Annotated in this window: 25 protein-coding genes; 6 read left to right on the top strand and 19 right to left on the bottom strand. The window is 33.0% G+C overall.

Annotation, left to right across the window (positions count from 1 at the left end):
• Positions 1-243: 243 nt before the first annotated feature.
• The 14 genes from COJ46_RS10010 to COJ46_RS09945 form a co-directional block, all read right to left on the bottom strand.
• Positions 244-504: a DUF2187 family protein gene (locus COJ46_RS10010; RefSeq protein WP_097974096.1), complete on the bottom strand. Its 261-nt coding sequence runs from the start codon at positions 502-504 to the stop codon at positions 244-246.
• Positions 505-945: 441 nt separating this feature from the next.
• Entirely contained in the window at positions 946-1,962 is a 1,017-nt protein-coding gene (locus COJ46_RS10005; protein WP_097974094.1) for a LacI family DNA-binding transcriptional regulator, read from the bottom strand.
• Positions 1,963-2,013: 51 nt separating this feature from the next.
• Positions 2,014-3,057, bottom strand: coding sequence for an ADP-ribosylglycohydrolase family protein (locus COJ46_RS10000; RefSeq protein ID WP_097974092.1), 1,044 nt, complete (start codon positions 3,055-3,057; stop codon positions 2,014-2,016).
• Positions 3,057-4,049, bottom strand: a complete 993-nt coding sequence (locus tag COJ46_RS09995; RefSeq protein WP_097974090.1) for an ADP-ribosylglycohydrolase family protein — start codon at positions 4,047-4,049, stop codon at positions 3,057-3,059. Before COJ46_RS09995 ends, COJ46_RS10000 begins: the two co-directional genes overlap by 1 nt.
• Before the next feature lie 85 nt (positions 4,050-4,134).
• On the bottom strand, positions 4,135-6,237 hold the full coding sequence (locus COJ46_RS09990; RefSeq protein WP_097974088.1) for an ADP-ribosylglycohydrolase family protein: 2,103 nt from the start codon (positions 6,235-6,237) through the stop codon (positions 4,135-4,137).
• Between the two features lie 33 nt (positions 6,238-6,270).
• Positions 6,271-7,419 carry an ADP-ribosylglycohydrolase family protein gene (locus COJ46_RS09985; RefSeq protein ID WP_097974087.1) on the bottom strand — a complete coding sequence of 383 codons (1,149 nt, stop codon included), beginning with the start codon at positions 7,417-7,419 and terminating at the stop codon, positions 6,271-6,273.
• 13 nt (positions 7,420-7,432) lie between these two features.
• Positions 7,433-8,902, bottom strand: a complete 1,470-nt coding sequence (locus COJ46_RS09980; protein ID WP_097974085.1) for an extracellular solute-binding protein — start codon at positions 8,900-8,902, stop codon at positions 7,433-7,435.
• A gap of 55 nt (positions 8,903-8,957) precedes the next feature.
• Positions 8,958-9,836 carry a carbohydrate ABC transporter permease gene (locus COJ46_RS09975; protein ID WP_097974083.1) on the bottom strand — a complete coding sequence of 293 codons (879 nt, stop codon included), beginning with the start codon at positions 9,834-9,836 and terminating at the stop codon, positions 8,958-8,960.
• Positions 9,837-9,850: 14 nt separating this feature from the next.
• Positions 9,851-10,753: an ABC transporter permease gene (locus COJ46_RS09970; RefSeq protein WP_097974082.1), complete on the bottom strand. Its 903-nt coding sequence runs from the start codon at positions 10,751-10,753 to the stop codon at positions 9,851-9,853.
• The gene (locus COJ46_RS09965) at positions 10,722-11,648 is read right to left on the bottom strand and encodes a ribokinase (RefSeq protein ID WP_097974080.1); all 927 of its coding nucleotides are present in this window, start codon (positions 11,646-11,648) and stop codon (positions 10,722-10,724) included. The genes COJ46_RS09970 and COJ46_RS09965 overlap by 32 nt, the downstream gene beginning before the upstream one ends.
• A complete protein-coding gene (locus COJ46_RS09960; protein ID WP_097974078.1) occupies positions 11,623-11,973 on the bottom strand; it encodes a DUF4387 domain-containing protein in 351 nt (116 codons plus the stop codon). The genes COJ46_RS09965 and COJ46_RS09960 overlap by 26 nt, the downstream gene beginning before the upstream one ends.
• A 12-nt stretch (positions 11,974-11,985) precedes the next feature.
• Positions 11,986-13,335, bottom strand: coding sequence for an acyclic terpene utilization AtuA family protein (locus tag COJ46_RS09955; RefSeq protein ID WP_097974077.1), 1,350 nt, complete (start codon positions 13,333-13,335; stop codon positions 11,986-11,988).
• Positions 13,336-13,685: 350 nt separating this feature from the next.
• The gene (locus tag COJ46_RS09950; RefSeq protein ID WP_097974075.1) at positions 13,686-14,024 is read right to left on the bottom strand and encodes a hypothetical protein; all 339 of its coding nucleotides are present in this window, start codon (positions 14,022-14,024) and stop codon (positions 13,686-13,688) included.
• 601 nt (positions 14,025-14,625) lie between these two features.
• Positions 14,626-15,369 carry a metallophosphoesterase family protein gene (locus COJ46_RS09945; RefSeq protein WP_097974073.1) on the bottom strand — a complete coding sequence of 248 codons (744 nt, stop codon included), beginning with the start codon at positions 15,367-15,369 and terminating at the stop codon, positions 14,626-14,628.
• 211 nt (positions 15,370-15,580) lie between these two features.
• Between COJ46_RS09945 and COJ46_RS24975 the strand changes: the two genes are divergently transcribed.
• Positions 15,581-15,715, top strand: coding sequence for a hypothetical protein (locus tag COJ46_RS24975; protein WP_286133442.1), 135 nt, complete (start codon positions 15,581-15,583; stop codon positions 15,713-15,715).
• 63 nt (positions 15,716-15,778) lie between these two features.
• On the opposite strand, the gene COJ46_RS09940 is transcribed toward COJ46_RS24975, so the two are convergent.
• Positions 15,779-16,054 (bottom strand): hypothetical protein, encoded by a 276-nt coding sequence (locus COJ46_RS09940; protein WP_097974071.1) that lies wholly within the window; start codon positions 16,052-16,054, stop codon positions 15,779-15,781.
• A gap of 516 nt (positions 16,055-16,570) precedes the next feature.
• Between COJ46_RS09940 and COJ46_RS09935 the strand changes: the two genes are divergently transcribed.
• Entirely contained in the window at positions 16,571-17,020 is a 450-nt protein-coding gene (locus tag COJ46_RS09935) for a hypothetical protein (protein ID WP_097974069.1), read from the top strand.
• A gap of 65 nt (positions 17,021-17,085) precedes the next feature.
• Here COJ46_RS09935 and COJ46_RS09930 read toward each other — a convergent pair whose 3' ends face one another.
• Positions 17,086-18,078, bottom strand: a complete 993-nt coding sequence (locus COJ46_RS09930) for a helix-turn-helix transcriptional regulator (RefSeq protein WP_097974067.1) — start codon at positions 18,076-18,078, stop codon at positions 17,086-17,088.
• Positions 18,079-18,454: 376 nt separating this feature from the next.
• Between COJ46_RS09930 and COJ46_RS09925 the strand changes: the two genes are divergently transcribed.
• The 4 genes from COJ46_RS09925 to COJ46_RS09910 all read left to right on the top strand — a co-directional run bounded on the left by COJ46_RS09925 (position 18,455) and on the right by COJ46_RS09910 (position 21,387).
• Positions 18,455-19,183: an amino acid ABC transporter ATP-binding protein gene (locus tag COJ46_RS09925; RefSeq protein ID WP_097974065.1), complete on the top strand. Its 729-nt coding sequence runs from the start codon at positions 18,455-18,457 to the stop codon at positions 19,181-19,183.
• A 14-nt stretch (positions 19,184-19,197) separates the two neighbouring features.
• On the top strand, positions 19,198-19,995 hold the full coding sequence (locus COJ46_RS09920; RefSeq protein WP_097974062.1) for a transporter substrate-binding domain-containing protein: 798 nt from the start codon (positions 19,198-19,200) through the stop codon (positions 19,993-19,995).
• Positions 19,996-20,073: 78 nt separating this feature from the next.
• Positions 20,074-20,712 carry an amino acid ABC transporter permease gene (locus COJ46_RS09915; protein ID WP_097974060.1) on the top strand — a complete coding sequence of 213 codons (639 nt, stop codon included), beginning with the start codon at positions 20,074-20,076 and terminating at the stop codon, positions 20,710-20,712.
• A gap of 12 nt (positions 20,713-20,724) precedes the next feature.
• Positions 20,725-21,387, top strand: coding sequence for an amino acid ABC transporter permease (locus tag COJ46_RS09910; protein ID WP_097974058.1), 663 nt, complete (start codon positions 20,725-20,727; stop codon positions 21,385-21,387).
• A gap of 291 nt (positions 21,388-21,678) precedes the next feature.
• Here COJ46_RS09910 and COJ46_RS09905 read toward each other — a convergent pair whose 3' ends face one another.
• The 3 genes from COJ46_RS09905 to COJ46_RS09895 all read right to left on the bottom strand — a co-directional run bounded on the left by COJ46_RS09905 (position 21,679) and on the right by COJ46_RS09895 (position 23,423).
• Positions 21,679-22,263 carry a hypothetical protein gene (locus COJ46_RS09905; protein ID WP_097974056.1) on the bottom strand — a complete coding sequence of 195 codons (585 nt, stop codon included), beginning with the start codon at positions 22,261-22,263 and terminating at the stop codon, positions 21,679-21,681.
• Between the two features lie 113 nt (positions 22,264-22,376).
• Complete coding sequence (locus COJ46_RS09900; protein WP_097974055.1) at positions 22,377-22,856, bottom strand: hypothetical protein; 480 nt, start codon at positions 22,854-22,856, stop codon at positions 22,377-22,379.
• A 306-nt stretch (positions 22,857-23,162) separates the two neighbouring features.
• Positions 23,163-23,423 (bottom strand): excalibur calcium-binding domain-containing protein, encoded by a 261-nt coding sequence (locus COJ46_RS09895; protein WP_097974054.1) that lies wholly within the window; start codon positions 23,421-23,423, stop codon positions 23,163-23,165.
• Positions 23,424-23,573 lie beyond the last annotated feature (150 nt).

Below are 23,573 nucleotides of genomic sequence, written 5' to 3'. Positions count from 1 at the left end.
CAATTTTTATTAATTTATGAATATAGATTGTTCATTGAAAGTGACAGTTACTATTAGTATTTTATTCCTATTCTCCTGCAACAAAAAAAGCAGTTTGTGCCTGCTCTAGAACTACTCTAATGGTCTCATTACTTCATGTGAATTTTATACTTTAATATATTAAAAACATAATAAGAACTAAAATTAAAAATAACCTTATCCCTTTAATTTGGGTTAAGGCTATTTTCTAGGAAATTAAGTTTGTTAACTTTTTGAAATAGAAGCTAAAATTTTATACTTTTTGTGATTGATTACAGTGTGATCATGTTCGTAATAATTTCGGTGGGTACGATCAATTCTCATATCTACAATCACAGAGTTTGAAAGAACTTTCGTTACGATTCCTTTTACGAAACTCGGTTTGACCTCTTTTACATTATCCTCTTTTGGCATAAATTCGATTTCGTCACCAGGTCTTACATAATATTTATTCATTGTTATGATTGTTTTATTATTTTTGCACATATGTTTATCACCTTTTTATTTCCTTTTATTTAATATTACAAAAATATCTGAATATTCAAAAGTGAACTGGATACTAGATTTCATCGTGACCGTGTACCTAAAAATGGGTGTATAAACAGTGCTAGTTAACTAATACTTTTTTCTTTATGTCAGGATGCTTTATTAGTCTAGTCTCTTACGATTATTGTTTTATTGACTTTTATTAGATAGGACTTATTTAGGAGAATTGTAGGAAATTAATACCTATCTCAGGATTGAACGAGGTTTTTTAAAGTATGTATCTTTCCTCAAAAAATTTTACTAAATCAATTACAAAATAAAAAAGACTGTAAGCATACACGATTTTCATCGAGTTTTTATACAGTCTTTCCCCTTATAGTTCTATGAACATGGGGATAAATCTATTACTAATTCAAATATATCCAAGCAAAGTTTGAATCATTACCCCTTAGGTAAAAAACCTAAAGTAGATTCTCTTTTAACTAGTACAACTTCTAGTTGATATTCTTCGGTGTCATCTCTCTCTTCTATTAAACTGATTAATTTATTAGTTGCAGTGACGCCGATTCGATAGATTGGTTGGACGATTGTACTCAGTTCAGGTTCTACCATTTCAGCTATTTTAATTCCATCGAATCCAATAATGGCAATGTCAGAAGGCACTTTGATATTCAGCATTTTTAATGCCTTTAAAGAACCAATTGCCATTAAGTCATTAGCAAGAAATATACCATCTACTTCTGGATGATCCTCAAGCAACTTTTGAGTTAATTGCTTGCCACTTTCCATCGCAAAATCCCCTTGGTATACAATTGGTTCTTGTAATGGGAAGTATTTTTGCAAAGTATCTAGATATCCACTCAGCCTGTCATTCGCAGGAATGAAAACATCAGGACCGCTAATATGAGCGATATTTTTACATCCAAGTTCATATAAATGTTCAACAGCCATTACAGCACCTTGGTAATTATCCACGCCTACTGAATTAGCTGTATGCGTATCGACTGCACGGTCCACTCTAACAAATGGTATTTGTAAATTCTGTAAGCTTTTTAGAATCTCTTCATTAAATTCAAATGATGCCAACACAAAACCATCAATATATCTGCTTTGAAATTCCTTCCAAAACATAGGGTTTTTTAGATCATCATTATTTGAATTAACTAGTATTAGGCCATACCCTTTTAACTTAGCAACTTCTTCAATTGCAACAACCAATTCTGGAAAGAACGGATTTGAAATATCAGGAATAATTAAGGCAATTGTTTTCGATTTTTGTTTCGCAAGTCCTCTAGCAATCTCGTTTGGTTTATAATCAAGCTTTTTCATAACTACTTTAATTTTTTGTTCGGTTTCGGGACTAATATAACTTATTTTATTTATATATCTTGATACCGTAGCTACAGAAACACCAGCTTCTTTTGCGACATCTCGAATCGTCGCTTTCTTATTCTTCACTAGATTGTACTCCCCTAAAATGTAACATATTTTCTAATATTTATTATCTTCTTATTCTGATTCAATTAAACGTTTTACTGTATCCGTAATCGTTAAGCCCTTTAAATAAGGGACACAGAAGCCTTTAAGTGTATCAACACTATCTACCCAACTTTTCGAAATTGATTCTATTCCGTTCATTGCGCCTGCCAATGCACCAACCATTGCTGGCATACTGTCGGCTTGTTTAGGTAACATAAGTGACATCATGATACTCTTTTCAAAACTTCCTTCTGTAGCAAGAATTATAGCATAGGCAACTGCTAATGTCTCAGGAGCAATATTTCCATAGTTATAAATTGAGTTGACTAGTTGATTATTCCAAAGTGGGATCGCAGCAAATCCATCGTTATTAGTTGAATCCAAAATTGAAAATGCTTGGCTTACTTTTCTACTTAACCATGTATTCTCGGGGATCTGTTTTAAACCTGCGTCAATAACTTCCCTTGGTGAAGCTCCATCAAGAGCAATTGCAATACTAGCAGCCATAGCCTTTGCAGCATATACTCCATCTTCTGCGTTCGTAATGGATGCCATTTTTTCTGCTACAGCCGCTGCTTTTTCAGGGTTTCTATTAAACTTAATACCAATTGGTACTGCTCTAGCAACAGCTCCATCATCGAAATGATGAGGATTGTCATTTCCCGTTGCAGGTGGAATCAAACCTTTTTTAATATTTTCAATCGAAGCGCGCTCACTAATTCCGCTCCAAATTTCGCTTTCGTAATCAACGACAAGTTTTTTCCACTGCTTAAAAAATTCTTCTTCACTATATTGAGTGCTTTCAAGTAATGTAAGTGCAGAAATCATCGCAAATTCAGTATCATCAGTGCCCGAAAAGTCTAGAATACTTTCATCCATTGCATGCGTAAATGGTAATGAAAACTTATTAATTTTATATTCATCAGTCTGTTTACTAAAGTCCCAAAGGCGATTCCTTCTTCTAGTAGGTAAAACCGAGGTGCGATGGTACATTGCGGGAAATCCTAATGAATCTCCAACTGAGAGTCCTAAAAATGCTCCACAGGCTTTGCTATATAAAGTTTGGTTATTCATTAGATCCCTCTCCCAACTATGACATCTGTAAATTTTTCACTTAAATCACGAATATCGATTCCTTTAGTTTTCTTTACACATACTCCTTTAATGACATTGATTCTGCTCTTCCAGTCCTCTGGAATCACACTAGCACCGTTTAATGCGCCAGATAATGCCCCATTCATAGAAGCAATCGTATCCGAATCTCTACCAATATTTGTTCCACCTAAAACTGCTTGTTTATAATCTCCTTTGGACGCAGCAAATACACCATACGCTAAAGCCGTAGCTTCAGGTGCAACGTCAGCCCATGGATAATAGAAAATTGAAACTTTATTGTATAGTTCTTCCATTGCATCTTGAACATTGGAATATTTCATCCCTATATTTACGGCTTCACTTATTTTACGATAAGACCATGAATCTTTCGGTAATACGACTAGGCCATTTTGAATGACCTTTTCCCAAGAATTTCCTGTCATAGCATAAGCAACACTAGCAGCAATCGCCATTCCACAATAGACACCGTCTCTGTCGTGGCTGATTCTTGCCTCAATTTCTGCTATTTTTGCAGCTTTTTCTGGATCTCCGGCAAAATAAACACCAACTGGAGCGATTCGCATGGCAACACCATCACTCCACATTTCATGATTATCCATACCAGAATAAGGAGCAACGAGACCTTTTCTTAAATTAAAAATAGCATCGACTTCACTAAAACCTCCGCCTTTAAACCCACCATTTTGATCTAATAAGTATTGGCTCCATTCATACGTCATATCTCGATAAGTTAAATTCTCACCATATTTTAGTAAAATTAGGGAAGTTAACATCGAGTATTCTGTATCATCTGTCCCAACAGGATCGTCTGAAATAAAGCCATCTACCCAATTGTATTTCTCTTTAATTCCTTCTAGTGTCATACCCTCCGTTGGCGCGCCAAGTGCGTCACCAACAGAAAGACCAATCAGACACCCGTATACTTTATCGTAAATTTCTTTCCGATTCATTCTATTCACCTCGTTAGATTAATCAAAAATGTGATTGACGGTATAATAAAAGGTAGCTAAACGCTACCTTTCATAAACTTCATCCTTATAATTCCTTCACAGAAAAATCAGATATAATTGATTCTCCTTGTTCTATCATTGCAAATCCGACCATTCCTCGATTAAATCGATCGTGCTCATATGAGAGTACTTCATCACTATTAATAGAAAAGCGGATTTCATTATCTTTGCATTTCAATTCAAACTGATATTCTTCATCATGTTTCCATTCAAAAGGGACAGAGTGTATACGTTCAATTCCAAAATCGTTCGCAATGAGTGAAACTTGATTTTTCCCATCAAAACCTACTTGGTAATGACGTTCTACTCCAGATGCTCTAAATAGTAGATTGTGAGAGTCACCTTTCTTAGGGATAATGGATGCATTAATGATTACATCTTTTGAATAATAGTTTCCTGTAAATGCTGCACAGTCTGTTAAACTACTAACCTTCATTTTCCCGTTTTCAAGGGTCCACTCTCCTCTATGGTGAGAAAATGGAGTTACACTTAGAAATTCAATTGCTTGCTTAGAAAAATCGATTGAATAGCATGACTTACCAAAAATCCTGAATTCATCAACATATAATTTTCCAAAGGCTCTTTTTGTTAGTTCTGAAGGATTTTCAATTATAAAGCCTACTTCATCAATTAAATCACCATCTGTATCTGGCACGATAAATTCGATCGAATTCCATTCACCATTTGTAAGTGTAATAGAATTCAGTTTTACAGTTTCTTTTGAATAAGTATTCCGAATATAAGGTGTTAAAATAAAGTCTTCACCTTGAATTTTATCTGAATAGATTTTTAAAGAGACGCTTTGTCCACTATAAATTTGAGGGGCAAACGTTGGTTTATATTTTTCATCGTTAAATTCTTCTCTTCGGTAGAAAGGCTTATAGAAAACTTTACTACTTTCACCTTTTACCATTCTGTCGATAAAGATTTCAAGTGATCCTTTCCTTTGATACCCATGCTCAGAATTGTGCTTTAAGAAAGTTTTAAAAGGAAAGTCCGTTCGCAATCCATGTGTTGAACCTGGTAACGTGAAATCAAAATAAATTTCTTCTTCTCGAAAACTATCTATTAAATCTATAGGTGGCTCTTGATTTACCATCTTGTATCCTAAGATTGCTAGTGATTTAGAGAATGTAGGAATATCTAAAATATTTAAATAACCAGAAACACTTGAAGTGGCGATAAAATCATTAATTGGTTTTCTATAACGATCAGCTATTCCGCTAATTCCAGTGAAAACACCTAAAATTGTCCCAACGTTTCCAGCATTACAGTCTGTATCCCAACCGCACATTGTTGCAATTTGAATTGTTCTTGCAAAGTCGCCATTTCCATAAAGTAAAGAAAGGACACATACTCCTGCGTTTGGTATAATATGACAAATTCCTGGGTATTTATCATATCCCCATTCGTCTTCAAGATATTGACGGCAAAGGCGGAAGTCGTTCGGTACCTGCTTATGAAAGTCAAGAACTGCTCTAACAACTAAAGCATAAGTAGATTCTTCTGGTATTTCTTTTAAGCCGGCTTCAATAATCTCTTTGATTGATTTTGCAGAGAACGCCTGAGCAATACATGCAGCAATAAATCTGGCCCCAAACAATCCATTTTTATCATGCGATACGCTTGCTGCAATCTCAGCATAATCAGCTGCTTTTTTTGGATTATTAGGTAACAATAACCCCCAGCTATCAACGAATATTTGCCCACCAATTTGCTCTGCAAGGACAATCCCATTCACTTCAGAAGAACCAGATTTTGGCGCAGAAATGCCTTTTTTCAGATTATTATAGGCAGTATGTTCTGTGCTAATACCCTCTCCGCCCCACCAAAACATTCCGATTCCTTCACGTGTATAGTTGAGCCATGCACGGCCTACGTCTTCTGGAGTTAATTCACGATCTTTCGCGTCATCATATAATGCACGAAGGAAAAATACCGGTCCATTTGCATCATCATCTGCTGAGAAAGTTTTATAATCTTTTAAATATCCATTTATATCACCATAAACGTCCTGAATTATTTCTGGTGTCCACTCAGTAGGTTCTACAGGGGCACCAAGTCGGATTCCAGCATTCATTCCTAAAAATCCAGCGTATACCTTCTCTAAATAATCATTCGAAATCATTTCATTCACTCCACTTCCAGGTTACACTTTTGCTCACAGTAATCTTTTTCTTTGTTCATTTAGATTTAAATCTTGTAAAATAATCTCTTTTGCAATGTCAGCAAATGTATCTGATAATTCGGTTAGATTCATTTTATTTTTCGATTCTAAAAGTTGAATATCTTCTTGATGAATAACCGCAGATCCATATTTTGCTCCAAGAATTACGCCAATCATAACGCCAATGGAATCTGTATCACGTCCCGAATTTATACCATCGTAAATAGATTTATAGAATTCACCATTATTTAAAACGATAAATGCCAACGCCATAGGTAGCTCTTCAATTGAAAACAGTCTACTCGGTGTATAATGATTTGATGGAATGCCAACTTTCTCAATTTTTCGATGTACATCATCTTTCATTGGTGAAAACTTAGCAATGACGTTTTGGAAAGTTTCAATGACTTGATCCATTTCTGCATGCTCTGCTCTAAGTTTTCTTGCCGCTTCAGTCATTTCAATAATCGCTTGTTTTGTACCGTCTTTTGCAAATAAAATAGCAGTTTCAACTATTTCTTCAATGCTTACATTTTCTTCAAAAGCTTTCGCCACACATGCAGCTAAAACTCCTGCCGCTTCAAGCCCGTAACTGCTTTGATGGCCCATCGCAAATAAAATGGCTTCATCATAGGCTGCTTTCGGATTGCCTGCATTAACAACTCCAATTGGGGCAATATACATAGCTGCTCCACAATTGATCATATTTCCAATACCAGCTTCTCTAGGTTCACAATTAGCCAAAACATGTCGCATAAATATATATTTTTCAGGATAAAACAGACGATCAATAATTAATGCTTCGCGACCAAATTCAGGAATATATGTCTTCTTAAAAGCAATCTCTTTCACGAATTCATTTCCTACATCGTAAGCATCAAGATGTCTTTTTTCTTTTAAATAAACATTAATTAAGGCTGCGGTCATCAAGGTATCGTCTGTTACGATACCTTGTCCACGCATTTTACCAAGTGTTACTTCATATGGAGCATCTTCTTTATACCAACTTGTATTCAATGACTCTACTCGTCTATATTTCTCTTTTATTTCTTCATAGGTTAACTTTTCAATAGGTGCCCCAAGTGCATCACCTAAGGCTGTTGAAAGAATAACACCTCTTACACGATCCTGAAACGAAACCATACTTTAGAACTCCTTACTTTATTTTGTCATTTGCATATTTAGTAAGCTCATCTCCGCCAGCTTTTTTCCATTCTTTCACAAACTTGTCGAAATCACTTACTGGGCGTTTTCCTGTAATAATATCAGTAGCGTACTCTTTATAAAGATTTTCCATCGCATCCCAATTTGCTACGAATTTCTCCGGCAAAATAAAACTATTATCTTCCGTATAAGATTGTTTAACTAATTCTTGTGATTTTAAAGCCGGTTCGCTTAAAAGAGGTGTTTTTAATGGTTGCTCTGTTTTAAATTCTGTTGGTTCCCAATATCTAGCAAACCATTCACTATAATATTTATCTGTTAAAGCAATTTGACCGTTTTCAATTTTATATTCTTCATTTTCAAATCCAAGTCGATCTAACATTTGACCTTTTGGACTTGCTAAGTAATCTAAAACTTTAAACACTAAATCTTTATGTTTTGATTGAGAAGAAATCGCATAACCACGAGATTCTTTCGTTACATCTGTCTCACCGAAACCTTGGTAAACTCCTTTAGCAGCTGGAAGAACGACTAACTCAGCTTGCTTACCGTTTACTTGAGTCATTTTACTATTGTAAAGATCGATAACTTTACCATTTGTTCCTGTAATAATTGCAGCTTCCCCATCATAGAAAGCTTTTTCTTTTGTATCCCATTGTTTTGTTAAGTATTGAGGATCTAAGATTCCATCTTTATAAAGCTTGCTATAGTAAGCTAATAACTCTTTTTCATTATTTGATACTTTTGAGTAAACATATGTTCCATCACTATTTTTTAACCATGTTTGATTCATTCCGAATGCCATTTTAAACATAGAATCTAATTCTGAAATATCTCCTGCTGCTGTTAAGCCATAAGCAGGTTTGTTAGCCCCTCCTGGATGTGTAGAAACTAATTCTTTTAAAAACTTATAATAATTATCTGTTGTTGGATTTGCCATTAATTCTTGAGAGCTAGCCATCTTATCAAACCAGTCTTTTCGAATAACAGGTGTCTTTTTATCAAGTGGTTTAATCCATAATAAGTAAGGATAATTTTTTAATCTTTCTTGGTTATAAGGTTGAAGTAAATTTTTAATATACTTAGACTTATCAATATATGGAGTTAACTTTTCTAAAAGTTGTTGTTGTGAAATCTGCTGATCTCCACCTTGGAAATAAATTAAATCTGGAATATCTCCACCTGTTAATAATAGATTTAATTTTTCAGCATAATCCCCTTGTGGAACTTCTACTAGTTTAAATTTTACGTTAAGGTTTTCATCCCTTTTTAAGGCTTTTTCTAATTCATTGTAATATTTTACTGAAGCAGGATTTGATGGTGAATCATCTTTTGCAACCACACGGATAATTGTTTTTCCATCGGCTGTTTTGTCATTTGCATTCGTTGCTTTATCATTCGAACAAGCAGCTGATGTAAATACTAATAATGCACTAAAAATCAACATAAGTAATTTCTTCATTGGTTTTTTTACCCCCTGATTTAATGTGTGTTATTTTTAAAAATTAGACTATTTATTAGTCTTTTACTCCACCTTCAAGCGCACCTTTAGCGTAATATTTTAAAATTAATGGATACAAAATTAGTAAAGGTATCATTGAAATAATGATTGTCCCCGCTTGTAAGGAAGCAAAGTCTAGGTTAGCAATTTGTTTATATGATCCACTAGTTAAGTTTCCTAGCATTGAAGTATTATCTCTCATCACAACAAATTGTCGTAGAACAACTTGTAATGGCCATTTATGTGGATCCGTAATATAAATGGTTGCTCTAAAATATTCATTCCAGTGATAAACCCCGTAAAATAATCCAAGCGTTGCAAGCGCAGGTTTGGATAGAGGAAGCATAATTTTAGTAAATATTTTGAAATGTCCCGCCCCATCTATTCTTGCAGCCTCTAAAATACTATCCGGTACATCTTCAAAGAATCTCATTAGAATAAACAAATAGAATACGTTGATTGCCTTGTAAAGAATTAATGAAGAGTAAGTATTTAGTAATCCTAGATTTTTAACAAGCAAGAATTCCGGGATTAATCCTGGTTCGAAAACCATTAGAACAATAAGGAAAACCATAATCACTTTTTTTCCTACAAAGTTCGTTCGAGCTAACACATAAGCTGCCATTGCTGTCAAAAACAGATTTAATGCAGTACCAACGATTGTAATTAGAAACGTGTTGAAAATACTGCGTATAATTAGTGGATTTGAAAGCAATATTTTATAATTAATCAAAGAAAAACCTTCTGGCAAAATACTTAAACCTTTTAATTTATGAACTTTTAATGGATCCGAAAGGGACATTGCCAGTAAGTTTAAAATTGGAATTAATATTGATATAGATAATAAAAACAACACTAAATAGATAATCGTTCTTGTCAAATTAATCTTCTTCAAATCTACACCCCCTTTTACCAAACACCTTTACCTGAAATCCTTTTTGAGATAAAGTGTGTTCCAAGAATTAAAACTACGCCAATTACACCCTTAAATAAACTAGCCGCTGTTGCATAGGAGTATTGAGCATTTAAAATACCAATTCGGTACACATAAGTATCTAAAATATCAACTTTACTAATAACAGAGTCATTAATTAAGTTAAACACTTGATCGAATCCAGCGTTTAAAAAGAAGCCTAAATTTAAGATAAAAACAGTAACGATTGTACTTGTTAATTCTGGTAAAGTAATATATCTCATTTGTTGTAAACTAGATGCGCCATCCATTCGCGCAGCCTCATATAATGATGGGCTGATTTTCATAATTGCCGCTAAGTAAAGAATCGAGTCCCATCCAGATGAACGCCACATTTCTGAAAAAACTAAAACCCAACGAATATGGTCCTTACTAGTCATAAAATCAATAGATGGTAGATGAAAAAAGTGACGAATTATATTTACGCCTCCATCTTGCGGATTTAATAGACTGATCCAAATACCGGCGATGACAACCCATGATAGAAAGTGAGGTAAATAAACAACTGATTGAACATACTTTCTAAAAGGCCCTGTTCGAACTTCATTAATTAAAAGTGATAAAATAATTGGAATCGGAAAAATAAAGATAATTTTCATTGTACTGATAATAACCGTATTTTTTAAAACATCTAAGAAAGCCGGTGAGCTAAACAACACTTTGAAATGCTTCATCCCTACCCACACATTATCACCAATAATCCGATAGTCCTGAAAGGCAAGCTTCATTCCCAGCAAAGGTATTACATTAAAAATAATGAAATAAACAATTGCTGGAAGAAGCATTAAATAAATGACCCAATCTTTTTTAATTTTCGATAACGTGGTCTTTACCTTCATGTTGCAACTCCTCTTTCCATAAAAGGTCTACTTCGTCTCGATATGGCATACCTGTTTGAGCACCTTTTTTCGTAACAGATAAACCAGCTACAATTGTTCCGAATCGGATACTGTCATAAAGATTTTCCCCTTCAGAAACTGCTACAGCAAACCCTCCAGAAAATGAATCTCCTGCACCAGTTGTATCGACTGGTTCTACTTTTATAATTGGTACACGAACTATATCTTGTCCATCATGATAAACAATGCCATTCTTCCCACATGTAATAATTAATTGATTTGGATAGTTCTTAAGTAATTCTTCCATTGGAAGTTTGCAATCAAATACGATTTCATACTCGTGCTCATTTGGTGTTAAATAGGTGATCTTTTCTAGTAAATCTTCTTTAATTTTTTGAGCAGGAGCAGGATTAACGATAATAATTTTTCCTTTTTCATGTAGAATAGGAATCAAGTATTCTATTAATTCCATTGGTGTTTCCATTTGGAATAAAACGACATCATAAGTGAGCAATTCGTCTAAAACTTTAGTAATATAGTTAACATCAGTAAAGTCATTTGCCCCAGGTACAACTAGAATTCTATTCACGCTATTACAAATTTCTATAAATGCAACGCCAGTATGACTTCCTTCAACTACATTTAAATTCGTTATATCTACTGTTTCATTTTTCATATTTTCGATAAAAATTTCGCTAATCTCGTCTTTACCTACCGAGCCAAATAAAGCAACTTCAGCACCTAAACGAGAAGCGGCTACAGCCTGGTTAGAGCCTTTACCGCCTACCGATAAAAAGAAATGATTCCCTAACAGGGTTTCACCTATTTCCGGTAATTTTTCTGCTTCAACAAAATAATCGATATTAATACTACCTACAACTGCAATCTTCCTCACTAGTCATCTCCGCCTCATCAAAAGTAATCTTCATTAATGGTGCATGTTGTTGCGCACCATATACATCTCTGTCTCCAACACTACCTGAAGAGACATCTCTTTCAATCGTAATTTTGATTCCCAATGCTTGGTCAAAGAAAACAAAATGGTGAATCTGTTCTTCTCGTAAATTATATAAGCGACAAATTGTCTGTTTCGTAATCTTTCCTGAGTTTTTTACCATTTGATAGACATGTTCTGAATCAAATAATATATCTAACGTTAATTCAAATGGACCTGAATTTTTACTTCTAAGTACTTTAGCTAAATCAAACAATGTAGTCATTACTTCGCCCTCCTACAAGTACTCAACTTGAAACGGATTATGATGTATTTCCATTAAATGATAAATAGAGAACTCGTACACCGCTCCAAATTCTACATCACTCGGTGCAAATGGAAATGCTAGATTTCCAGCAGTAGACTTGCGCTTTTCATAACCAAAATGTAGAAAAGTTGATCTGACTGTCGCACAAATACTATTTGCTAGTTCTTGAGTCTTAGCAATAACTTCAAATAAAACACCAATCTCATGGCCTTTAAATGACTCTATTTCTTTTGAGCCAAGAACTGCATTCATTCCATAATTTAAAAAGTTAATTTTATAATCATTTCGGTCAATTTCTGGATAGTATTCAAAAACTTGTTCCTTTACGCGATCCTCAATCTCATGAATATTTTCAATTAAAATTGGATCCCTGATGCCTGCCATCACAAATGTTCGATAGGCAGCCTTTTTTGCTCCTTCAAGCTTTATGAATGTAGTGTCTTCAGTAATAAATCGGCTTTTCGATACTTCTACAACGCCATTTCCTAAGTCATGAAACTCGCATTCACTTAGATCAAGTCTGAATCCAGGACCATGTAATATGTATGGATGTTCTTTTTCATAAAAAGTATGAGCTGCCACGCTAATCGGTGTACACTTTCGTAATGGATTTAATGATTCAACTGTGAAAGAATCATCCTTTAAAACGCCTAAAATACTATCCTTTGTCGTTCCAGGTTCCGCACACAGTGCACCGCATTCTAAAATTTTGCCTAAATGATAAGCTAGTCCTGGATCTTTTTGATGATAAATTCCAATCGCCGCAAATGGCGATGGATCATAAGCTCGGCCACATATAATAATGTCACTATCATTCTCTAAAGCTTCTAAAATTGGTTCATGCCCCATTTGGGCAACGATTTGAATAGTTTCTTTAATCGTCTCTTCCTCTAGTTCAGGAATATTCTGACTTAAAGGTTTAATTTTTTGAGCACGATTTGCTTCAATAATTTGATCTTGAGTAAAATCAGCCCAAATCACTGCAACCTTAGCACTTAATTCTTTTTCTTTTAATATCTTTTTTATAATAGAAATCGTTGCTTCTACATGTGGTCGTGCTCCCGCTCCTCCAGCAGATCCTATGATAATCGGAATTTTTCTTGGAACACCATTTGTTATAATTAATTCTAAATCCTTCATTAACGCCCGTTCACTAACGATTGAAACACCTGCCCCTAATTTATGAGGGCCCGCATCCGTAGAACCAGCATCAACGACGATTCCATGTATTTTATCTTTTAGTCCATTTAAAAATGAAGCGGCTGGAAATCCATACCCAAGCATCCCACATGGAGACAAGATTTTAATTTCTTCTGACATCATTTCTACCTTCTAACATAGTCAATTTTTATATGTAACCGGTTACATGCACTTTAAAAAATAAAAGCTACATTACAATAGCATTTTATCTTCATTGATATGTAACCGGTTACATATGTTAATCATAATAACGAATTACTCATACGTCAATAACTAATTTTAAAATCTTTAGAATTAACTGATTATAATGTCTTTGTACGCATTTCTAACCTGCTTATTTATTCAACTTCTTAATTTAATCATGGCTCTATTAAAGTAAATTAAATTTTTATCAAATAGGCTCTTTTCGAAAATATAGTTGCTCAGATGAAACAAAACCCACCATTGATAGGTGGGTTCGATCATATTATTTAACCAACGTTTACACGAAGTCCGTTGCTAGCTAATTTATCCATATTTAGAAGTAGCGTTTTAACTTGTACAAAATCATCAGCACTTTCTAGTTCAAAAATTGCAACTAGATTGTTGTTATTGTCTTTAGAAACCTTCATTTTGTATTTACGTTTACGGAATAGTCGTTCTACCTTTGTTCCACGAGCTACAGAAATTCTGTAAGTGTCATTATTATAGACTGTACCCGCATCAAATCCATTATATGAAAAATTTGTATAATCCTCAGTAGGTATAGATACATCGATGTCTAATTCTTTGTTAAGAATAAAATCTTTCAGTAGGTCTAGTTTAGTCATTTTCAATTCCTCCTTAGCCACAATGGCTTCTCTTGTAGTCGGAAAGTCAACCTCTGAAATATTAAAGGTCAGAGCTCATATAAATAGCTCTTCTTCCTATTCAAATGATCATTTACCTCAAAATGAACTTGAATAAGATTAATTTTATCATAATAATCCAAAAACATATAATAGTACCTATTTTTTTTTATAATGTCAATTCCCACAACTTCATTTACTTTCAATTAATTTGTTCAGGCTATTATCAAAAAAGGCAGCCTTTTTCTTAAATAAAGGCTACCTTTCTATCTATACAAATCATGTTAACTTAACCAATCTATGCAAGATATACCTCCATAAAGTATTTTCTATATTATAAGACACTTCATTCTTGAAAAATTATACAAAAATAGAATTTTTTATAAAAAGTTGTTTTTTATATCTTAAAAATAATAAAGCCGTTATCTTATTGACAACGACCTATAACTTAATAATATTAAATTGAATTATTAATCCAAATCTCATATATTATCTTTTAATTGCTTTATTTTAATACTTTTCCACATTAAAACAACTATAAGCCTCAAAAAAATTCTACAACTACTTTATTTAAAATTGAAGATTATATTTCATATTTTGTAGACTTTGTCTTAGAAGAAATCGAATGAGTTGAGATTATTCCACCTTTATTTACTTTAATGCCATGTAAAATCCCACCATATGCAGCTGCCCCATCAATACAGATTTTCGTTTTACAAGTTGAATACCAAATATCGAATTTCCCTTCAGTTTTGTGAAGGATTGATGTTGGGGTATGGCCGAAAATAAATGTTTTATTTGTTTCATTTTTTCCGTAATGGAACTCATCGCGAATCCAGTAAAAATCCTTGTCAGTCGATTCTTTCCAATCTTCAAGATTAAGATTGACTCCGGCATGAACGAATACATAATTTTCCCATTCGAAATACAATGGTCTAGATTTAATAAATTGTAGTTCAGATTCAAATTGCTCTTTCATTAATTGTGCTACTTCATTAGGACCTCTTTTATTTGTAATTTCAAATTTAAAAAATGAATTAATTGTTTCTAAACCACCTTGTCCGTAGTAATACGCTTGTTTAAATTCAGGTTGCCCAAGCCAGTCCAATAACATTTGCTCATGATTTCCTAGTAAAACAACCGCTCCATATTCTTTTTCTAATTGCTGCGCTCTTATTAAAACCTCGTATGGATTCTCACCACGATCTACTAAATCTCCAAGTAGGACTAGCCTTTCATGATCTGGATTCCATTGTTTAAGTAATTTTTCTAATTCATTTATACTGCCGTGTATATCTCCAATTGCAAATACCGTGTCCTTATCCATACATCCAACCCTTTCTGTAAGCCTATTATTCCCACTAAATTGTTTAAATAATATAAATAGTTTAACAAATATGAATTACTAAAGTAAGTTATCCGTCTTATTGCTTCTTTTACGTAATAAAATTTTATTTAATTGTCTAATTATAGTTGGATAGTTTTTTTACCTCAGGGAATAATGAAAAGGTAAAATTTTGGTAAAGGGGATTTTTGAAATGAGTAATGAGAATAAAGATTTAAATAATAGTGACTTTTTTATTGCGGATTTAACTAATGATGCTAAGAGTAAGATTGAGAATTTGGAAGAGGAATTGGATATTACTTTGGTTGCTTATGATTGTAAGAAGTGAGATTTAGATAATAAGGTAAAACGACTGCTATTTTAGTCAGTCGTTTTATTTTGATAGTTGAATTTATTTATTTTTTACAAAATAGAATCCTATTCCATTTTCTTTTGGAACAAAACCTTGCTGTGCCGAACTATTTTCAACCATGTTTTGTTCTTCAACAGAAATAATATTGGATCTACTTGTACCAACCTTATCCTCCTTAAGTGTTTCAAGTGAATCAATACTTTTTGAAGAACCGCTAATCTCCTTACTGACTGGATTAAAAATGAAAATTAACGTAAAAACAATCACAATAAAAGTTAAAATAAGAATTAAAATTACTCTAAAAAACTTCTCCATTATACTCACCTATTTCTTGATATTACTATTTAAAACCATTTAAACCCCAACATATACTAAGTTAATCCAAAGTGATGAGACTAGAATTAAATTCAAACTTAGACCAATATTGACCTTTTCTTTCCATCTCCTATCTGATGAAATGATTGAAACTAGAAAACTAAGCAGGCTTAATAAAATACTAATGCAATTTAAAATTAAAAATAGATTGAAGTTGTTAAATCCGTTGAAGGTGACATTTAAAATGAAAATTGAGTAACTAATGATAAGATAGTAGAAACTTTTCAAATTTAACCCATCCCCAAGAAAACGTTTTGTATTTTTGATTATATTAACATATTAATTTCTGGTAAAATGTTCTAAATTTGAATTATGTATGAAGTTGAACTAATTATTAACGTTTGTTCCTTAAATTGTAACAATTACTTATAATCTCTTTTATATTAGATGTTATATTGAATTTGATTGATCGAGTACCAATCGAAGCTGTAATCCTACTAATTTAAAAGAAAAAAAATGAATATGGTTACAAAGATTACCTTAAGTTCAACTATCTTTTTATTTGTGGTTGGTGTACTTTATTCTACTAATAAGCCTAATAGAGTAATTATTTCAAATGCAGAATATGAATTTGATATTAATAAAAAGGAAAATATTACAGAAGCAGCAAAACAGTTGTTTGTAGGAAGAGTAGTCGAACAATTAGATACTGAATCAGATGAGGGTGGACCATATACACCATATAAGGTTGTAGTCGAAAATAATTTAAAAGGTGAATTGGAAGCAAACCAGGAGGTTATAGTTGAACAAAGGATTGGTTATGAAAGAAGTCACAAATCTATAAGAAAGATGGAAGTGGAAGTCAATGATGATTTTTTAAGTACTGAAAATTCATATGTATTTGCAACTAGTTCACTTGTGAAAATAGTAACATACTTAAAAGCATTTTATTTAAAGCAATTTTGAATTTAATATGAAGGTTTTATAATGAAAAAAGAGCATCCCCGAAAGATACTCTTTTTAGTAAAAAATTATTGTTGTAAGTTCATTCTATACAACTTACTCATCTCAAAAATTTGCTCCTGAACCTTATCAATTACTGATTGTGGACTAATAACTTGAGCATCTTTACCCCATGTTAAAATCCAAGTAATCAATCCATCACTTATCGCAGCTTTTGTAGTTAAAATGAAATTCTCCTCATCCACTTGCTGAATATCAGCCTTTAATCCAAATCGGTCTAGTACGACATTTAATAAGCCTTTTTTAAACTTGATTTTTACATAATCAGGTTCTCCAGCAAACATATTAAAAACTGTACTCAAATATTCATCAACGTTAAAGCGTTCATCTTGAAATTTCTCTTCCGTTCTCTTAACTTTTCTCATTCGGTCTACGCGGAAATGTCTAAGTTGATCATCAGGTAAGCTTCTTGTAATTAAGTAATAGTAGTCATTTGACCAAATTACTGCGAGTGGCTTTACTGCGTATTCTTTACCATCATGGCTTAATTCAAATTTTTTATTAAAATTGTATCGACCATATTGAAATGTAAGTAATTTTTTCTCAGCAATGGCTTGATGAATTTGATCGATTGAGAAGTGAATTCGATTGCTCTCACTTTTAATGGCTGTGTCTGGGATAATGCCATTGTGAAGCTTTTTGGCTTCGTTTTCACTTGTAAGGTTTTTTAATTTATCAATGATCTTTTTTGTTTCTTGTTTGTTTAAAAATCTTGAAGCTGTAACAGCATCTACTAATAAACGGAGTTCATGTAATTCAAATAGTCTTTCTTGGTGACTATATGTAGTTGCCTTACCATCTGAAGCGTTTTCAATTACATCAAAACCTACATGTTCTAATACCGATATATCTTTTAAAAATGTGTTTTTACTATAGGAAAAGCCCTCTTCACCTGCAGCTAGTCTCTTTTTTATATCATCAAAGGTAAACTCATTATCAATATCTGTTTTTCTTTCTAGAAGCTTCATTAAATTATAAAAGCGTACACGGTTTTTATCCATGGAATCCTCCGTTTATTTAGTAAAATTCATAAGATGTATTTTATATGTAACTTAATCTAATTTTAATTTTAACATATTTAATTGGTAAAATTTATGGTTAAAAAATACTAGTCTATTATTACTATAGTTCAATTAAATCATTTTACTATTTCATCATAAATTTTAGTAAATAATAGGCGGAAACACTTGGATAGTGCTTTCGGTTTTTGATTTATTTAGTTTTCCTATATTTTTTATCTAGTACACAAGTACTCGTCCAAAAAGACTAAATACTAATTTAGCGTGATATAAAAAAGTAAACAAGCATACACATAAAATATTGATTCCCAAAATTCCCCATTTTACATAGTTAAGAAAATTGTACAGGAGGTCAGGAATGATTGAATTTAAACATGTAAATAAGTTTTATGGCGATTTTCAAGTCTTGAAAGATATTAATCTCACAATCAATAAAGGTGAAGTTGTTGTTGTGATTGGGCCGTCTGGTTCTGGTAAGAGTACTTTGTTGCGATGTATCAATCATCTGGAATCTATTAATGACGGGACACTTACAGTTAGTGGGATTTCTGTTGGGGATAAAAAAACGGATCTCAATAAGTTAAGGCGCAATATTGGAATGGTTTTTCAGCATTTTTATTTGTATCCGCACAAAACTGTGCTTGAAAATATCACTCTCGCTCCTATGAAAGCGTTGGGTCAATCTAGAGAAGAGGCTGATGAAACAGCCAAACATTTTCTTGAAAAGGTAGGCATTTTAGAGAAGGCGAAATCTTATCCTTCCCAGCTTTCTGGTGGTCAGCAACAACGTGTGGCAATTGCTCGCGGGCTTGCGATGAAACCGGATATTATGCTTTTTGATGAACCTACTTCGGCACTTGATCCTGAAATGATTGGTGAAGTGCTCGATGTTATGAAGACTCTTGCTAGGGAAGGCATGACGATGGTTGTCGTGACTCATGAGATGGGATTTGCCAGAGAGGTTGCCGACCGAATCGTCTTTATGGACGAGGGTCGCATATTAGAAGAAGCAACTCCGGCTGAGTTTTATGAGAACCCGCGTGAAGAACGGGCTCGCTTATTTCTCAGTCGTATATTAAATCATTAATAGGAGGTAATGGAATGTTTCTAAAAAAATTCATGAAAATGGCATTAGTTTCAACTACGGCCGCCTTAGTTCTTGCAGGTTGTGGTGGTAAGGATGATTCTAAAAGCAAGGATGCTCTTACACGTATTAAGGATGATAAGAAAATCGTATTTGGCGTAAAATATGACACTCGTTTATTTGGATTGAAAAACCCATCAACAGGTAAAGTAGAAGGATTTGATATTGACCTTTCTAAAGCTCTGGCAAAAGAAATGTTTGGCGATGATGTTAAACCTGAGTACATAGAGGTTACGTCAAAAACTAGGGTTGGTCTCTTAAATAATGGGAAAGTTGATGCAGTAGTCGCTACAATGACCATTAATGAAGAACGTAAAAAAGAAGTAGATTTTACTGATGTTTACTTTAATGCCGGTCAATCTTTACTTGTTAAAAAAGGCAGTAAAGTTCATGGACTTGCTGACTTGAAAAAAGGGACAAAAGTGCTTGCTGTTAAAGGGTCCACTTCTGCTGTAAATATTCGTCAGAAAGCTCCTGAAACAACAGTACTTGAATTCGAAAACTATGCTGAAGCTTTTACAGCTTTAAAAGCTGGTAAAGGTGATGCCTTAACGACTGATGATTCAATCCTTTACGGTATGAAAGAAGAAGATCCTTCATTTGAATTAGTAGGTGGAACTTTTACCGAAGAACCTTATGGAATCGCTGTTAAAAAAGGCAATAAAGATCTTGTCGACGCATTAAATAAAGCATTAAAAAGCCTGAAAGATTCAGGTAAATACGATGAAATTAAGAATAAATGGATTAAAAAATAATAACTGATATTATCGTTGGGATCCGCAGAGTCCGTATTATTACGGACCTGCTTTTCCTGATAATTAGGAGGAAATCCTTTGATTGATTTCTCGATACTAACGGATCATATGGAGTATTTTTTAGAAGGATTAAGAGTCACCGTTTTAACTAGTTTAATCGCTTTATTATGTAGCTTTATTTTAGGAACAATTATTGCTGTTATGCGAATTGCTCCATTTAAACCGTTCAACTGGTTAGGTTCGGTATATGTTGAATTTATCCGTAACATCCCTGTACTAGTTGTTGTGTTTTTCACTTACTTAGCTGGAAGCTTTAGTGGGATGGTTGCAGGAACGGTTGGATTAACCATCTATACAGCAGCCTTCATTGCCGAAGCAATTCGTGCCGGTATCCTTTCTGTTCCAAAAGGACAAATGGAAGCTGCCCGCTCGACAGGATTGAGTTACGGACAGGCAATGAGATTCATTATACTTCCCCAGGCGATAAAAATCGTCATCCCTCCTCTTGGCAATCAATTTCTAAATCTAGTAAAAAATTCATCTTTATTAGCAGTCGTAGCTGGTGGAGATCTAATGTATCAAGGCGATCTAATATCTGCAATGACTTACGTAACGTTTGATACGTATATTTTCGTAGCCTTATTTTACTTAGTCTTAACGATTCCTTTAAGTATTGGTGTGGGCTATTTAGAAAAACGCTTGGCTAGAAGTAATTAAGGAGGTGGATGAATGGATTTTCTGCAGCCGTTCGCTGATGTATACACACTAGATCATATCAAGTTTTTATTAGAAGGATTTTGGGTCACCCTTAAGGTCGCTGCCATTTCAATTGTACTTAGTTTTATTATTGGTGGACTTATTGGTACGCTTAGATATACGAAGATTCCTGTTGTTACTCAATTACTTACCGCGATTGTTGAGACGATTCGAAACCTTCCTTTGCTACTGATTATTTTCTTTACGTATTTTGCCCTACCGGAAATCGGGATTGAAATGAAAATAACGACAGCAGCCATTGCAGCATTAACGGTTTTTGAATCAGCTATGATCTCGGAGATTATTCGAAGTGGATTAAACTCAATCGAAAAAGGACAGATTGAAGCAGCACGTGCGTCCGGCCTCAATTACACCCAGACATTACGTTATATTGTCTTGCCTCAAGCATTGAGACGAATGGTTCCACCGATTGTTAGTCAGTTTATTTCATTACTGAAGGATACTTCATTAGCTGTTGTTATTGCATTGCCGGATTTATTGCATAATGGACAGATTATTTATGCGCAGAAGGAATCTTATGTGATTCCCGTTATGGTGATGGTTTCGTTGATGTATTTTATTGTTAATTATGGATTGTCTTTAGTTGCTCGGAGGTTAGAAATTAAGCAGTCATGAAAAAATCCGGTTCATTGAGTGGGCCGGATTTTTTATTTTGAAATGATTAGCAAAAAGATTACTTTTACTATTACAAATGAACATCAACTAATTCATTTATTTGATCTGTCGGAACGATAATATCGAGTCACCTAAAGAAAACAGCGAAGACTTCCACGAGGAAATAGAGAAAGGCTTCGCACTATTTTATAAACGAACTTTTTCTTCCGTCTATAAAAGACTCTCTTCCATATCATTCATTTTGTGATAGACGATTTAATAAACCATTTTTAATTTTGTTAAATTAAAGATTTAATACTTATTTAGAATCATTTGAAATACTTTCTCTTTATACATTATGAAAGTCAATTTTACATTTCTCTCTTTATCAAGATACGTTATCGTTTCTCCAATTTCTTCAAGCGAGTGAATGTAGTTATTACCGTACTTACTTATAATAGTAGACATATCATCTCCTATTCCAATACCTTTATTAGTTTTTAGTTTAGGATCTTCAGAAAAAATACTATTAATTTTATTATTTTTAGTTCCTATATATAATTTCTTAAATTGATAGTTTCTATCATTTTCAACAGAAAGTATTACTACAATATCTGTGTGTTTAACTGTTCTACCATATTTACTTTTTAGATCTACCAATAGTTCAGGTGTAACTTGTTTATCAATCTTAATTTCATTCAATCTTTCACTTTTTAGTGAAGTACTTTCTAGTAGTGTATTTTTTACTAAAATAGAAGTACGCTCAACAATGAAAAAACCTATTAATAGCAATACAATAATTCCAAATAGTGCAGTAATATACTTCCAGGGGAGAATTTTAAATAATACGTTCCCAAGAATAAGTAATAAAATTAAAACTAAGACTGTTAATATCATTTTTATTTCCCCGAACTTTTACGAAATGTAGGTATTCCATGACCCATAACTACAAGAAAAACTTTTTTAGTGTCCTCTTTAAAAGTCTCTCTTCCACATCATTCAGTTCTTATTTATTCATCTTGTGATAGATGATTTAATGAATCAATTTTTAATTTTGCTAAACTAATTGGATTTTCACTATCAGCATCTATCAACCATTGATAAACTGGAATCATCTTCATATCATTTTCCCAACTATTCTCATATAACTTTAAAACCTCGCTTGCAACAAAAAAATCTAATTTAAGATTCACACTTGGTTTAAACTCAATAAACGTTTCTGCAAGTTCGATTAATGCATCTTGTTTTTCCTCAGTTATACTATCAAAAGTATAAATTCTCGCAAAAATAAGGTTTCTATCATCATCCCAGTCTTTAAAAAAAACAGGATGTAAATCTTTAAAATCATTAGGCGTACCTGGACGATTAACATCTTCTAACACCATATAACCAATTAAACTTCTAGCTCCTTTTGTATCTTCATTTATAGCAAGAATCATATGATTTTTACAATTAAGCTCTAGTTGAAGAAAATAACAGTTTTTCTTCAAATGTCTCACTCCTTTTAGTAGGTAATTTAATAATAAGTAAAATTTATCAACTTGTGAAAATGTTAACATATTAAATTCTGTTAAATTCACTATAATTGTGATAATAAATTGAAGAATTCGGAAATAAAAAAACAGTCTTTAAAAGTTTAAAGACTGCATTGATACTTTAATTGTATAGAGCTTATGCGCAAAATATATTGGCATAGGAAGTTATGCGTCACTGTAGACAAACTCGATGAAAATAAGGTTTGCCAACATTTTGGAATATGTCCTTCCTAGAAACCCTCTTTTTTAAACTTCTAAAACTTATTTTTCACACGCTATATAATCATGATCTCGATCCATTTTTTCATTAGCATCATATAGAGCTTTTGATGCATATGGTTTATATTTAGTTTTACCGCCTTTATTTTTAACGGATGAACTTCGGGCAACTCCACCCTTGTATGTTTTGTTCAATTCAGTACAGTTTTTAAATTTTTTCACAGCTGCACTAGCATCATCAGTTGAAATAATTGAACTTTGAATAAGGCCAATTGTAAGAATATAAATAACAAGTTTTTTCATTTGTATTAACTCCAATCTATTTTTATATTTAATAATATTAGACTAGCAAAAGTTGTTAAAAGTTTGTATGAAATAAAGATGTATGTTAAATCTATCTTAATCTATTTATAATTTTAACATAGAAAATCTTGTTATTTTAGTTAAAATTAA

Origin of the sequence: Bacillus sp. AFS077874 (assembly GCF_002566505.1) — a bacterium.
Classification (GTDB): domain Bacteria; phylum Bacillota; class Bacilli; order Bacillales; family Bacillaceae_G; genus Gottfriedia.
Note: the sequence above shows the minus strand (reverse complement) of the source record. Positions and strands in the feature narration are given on the sequence as shown.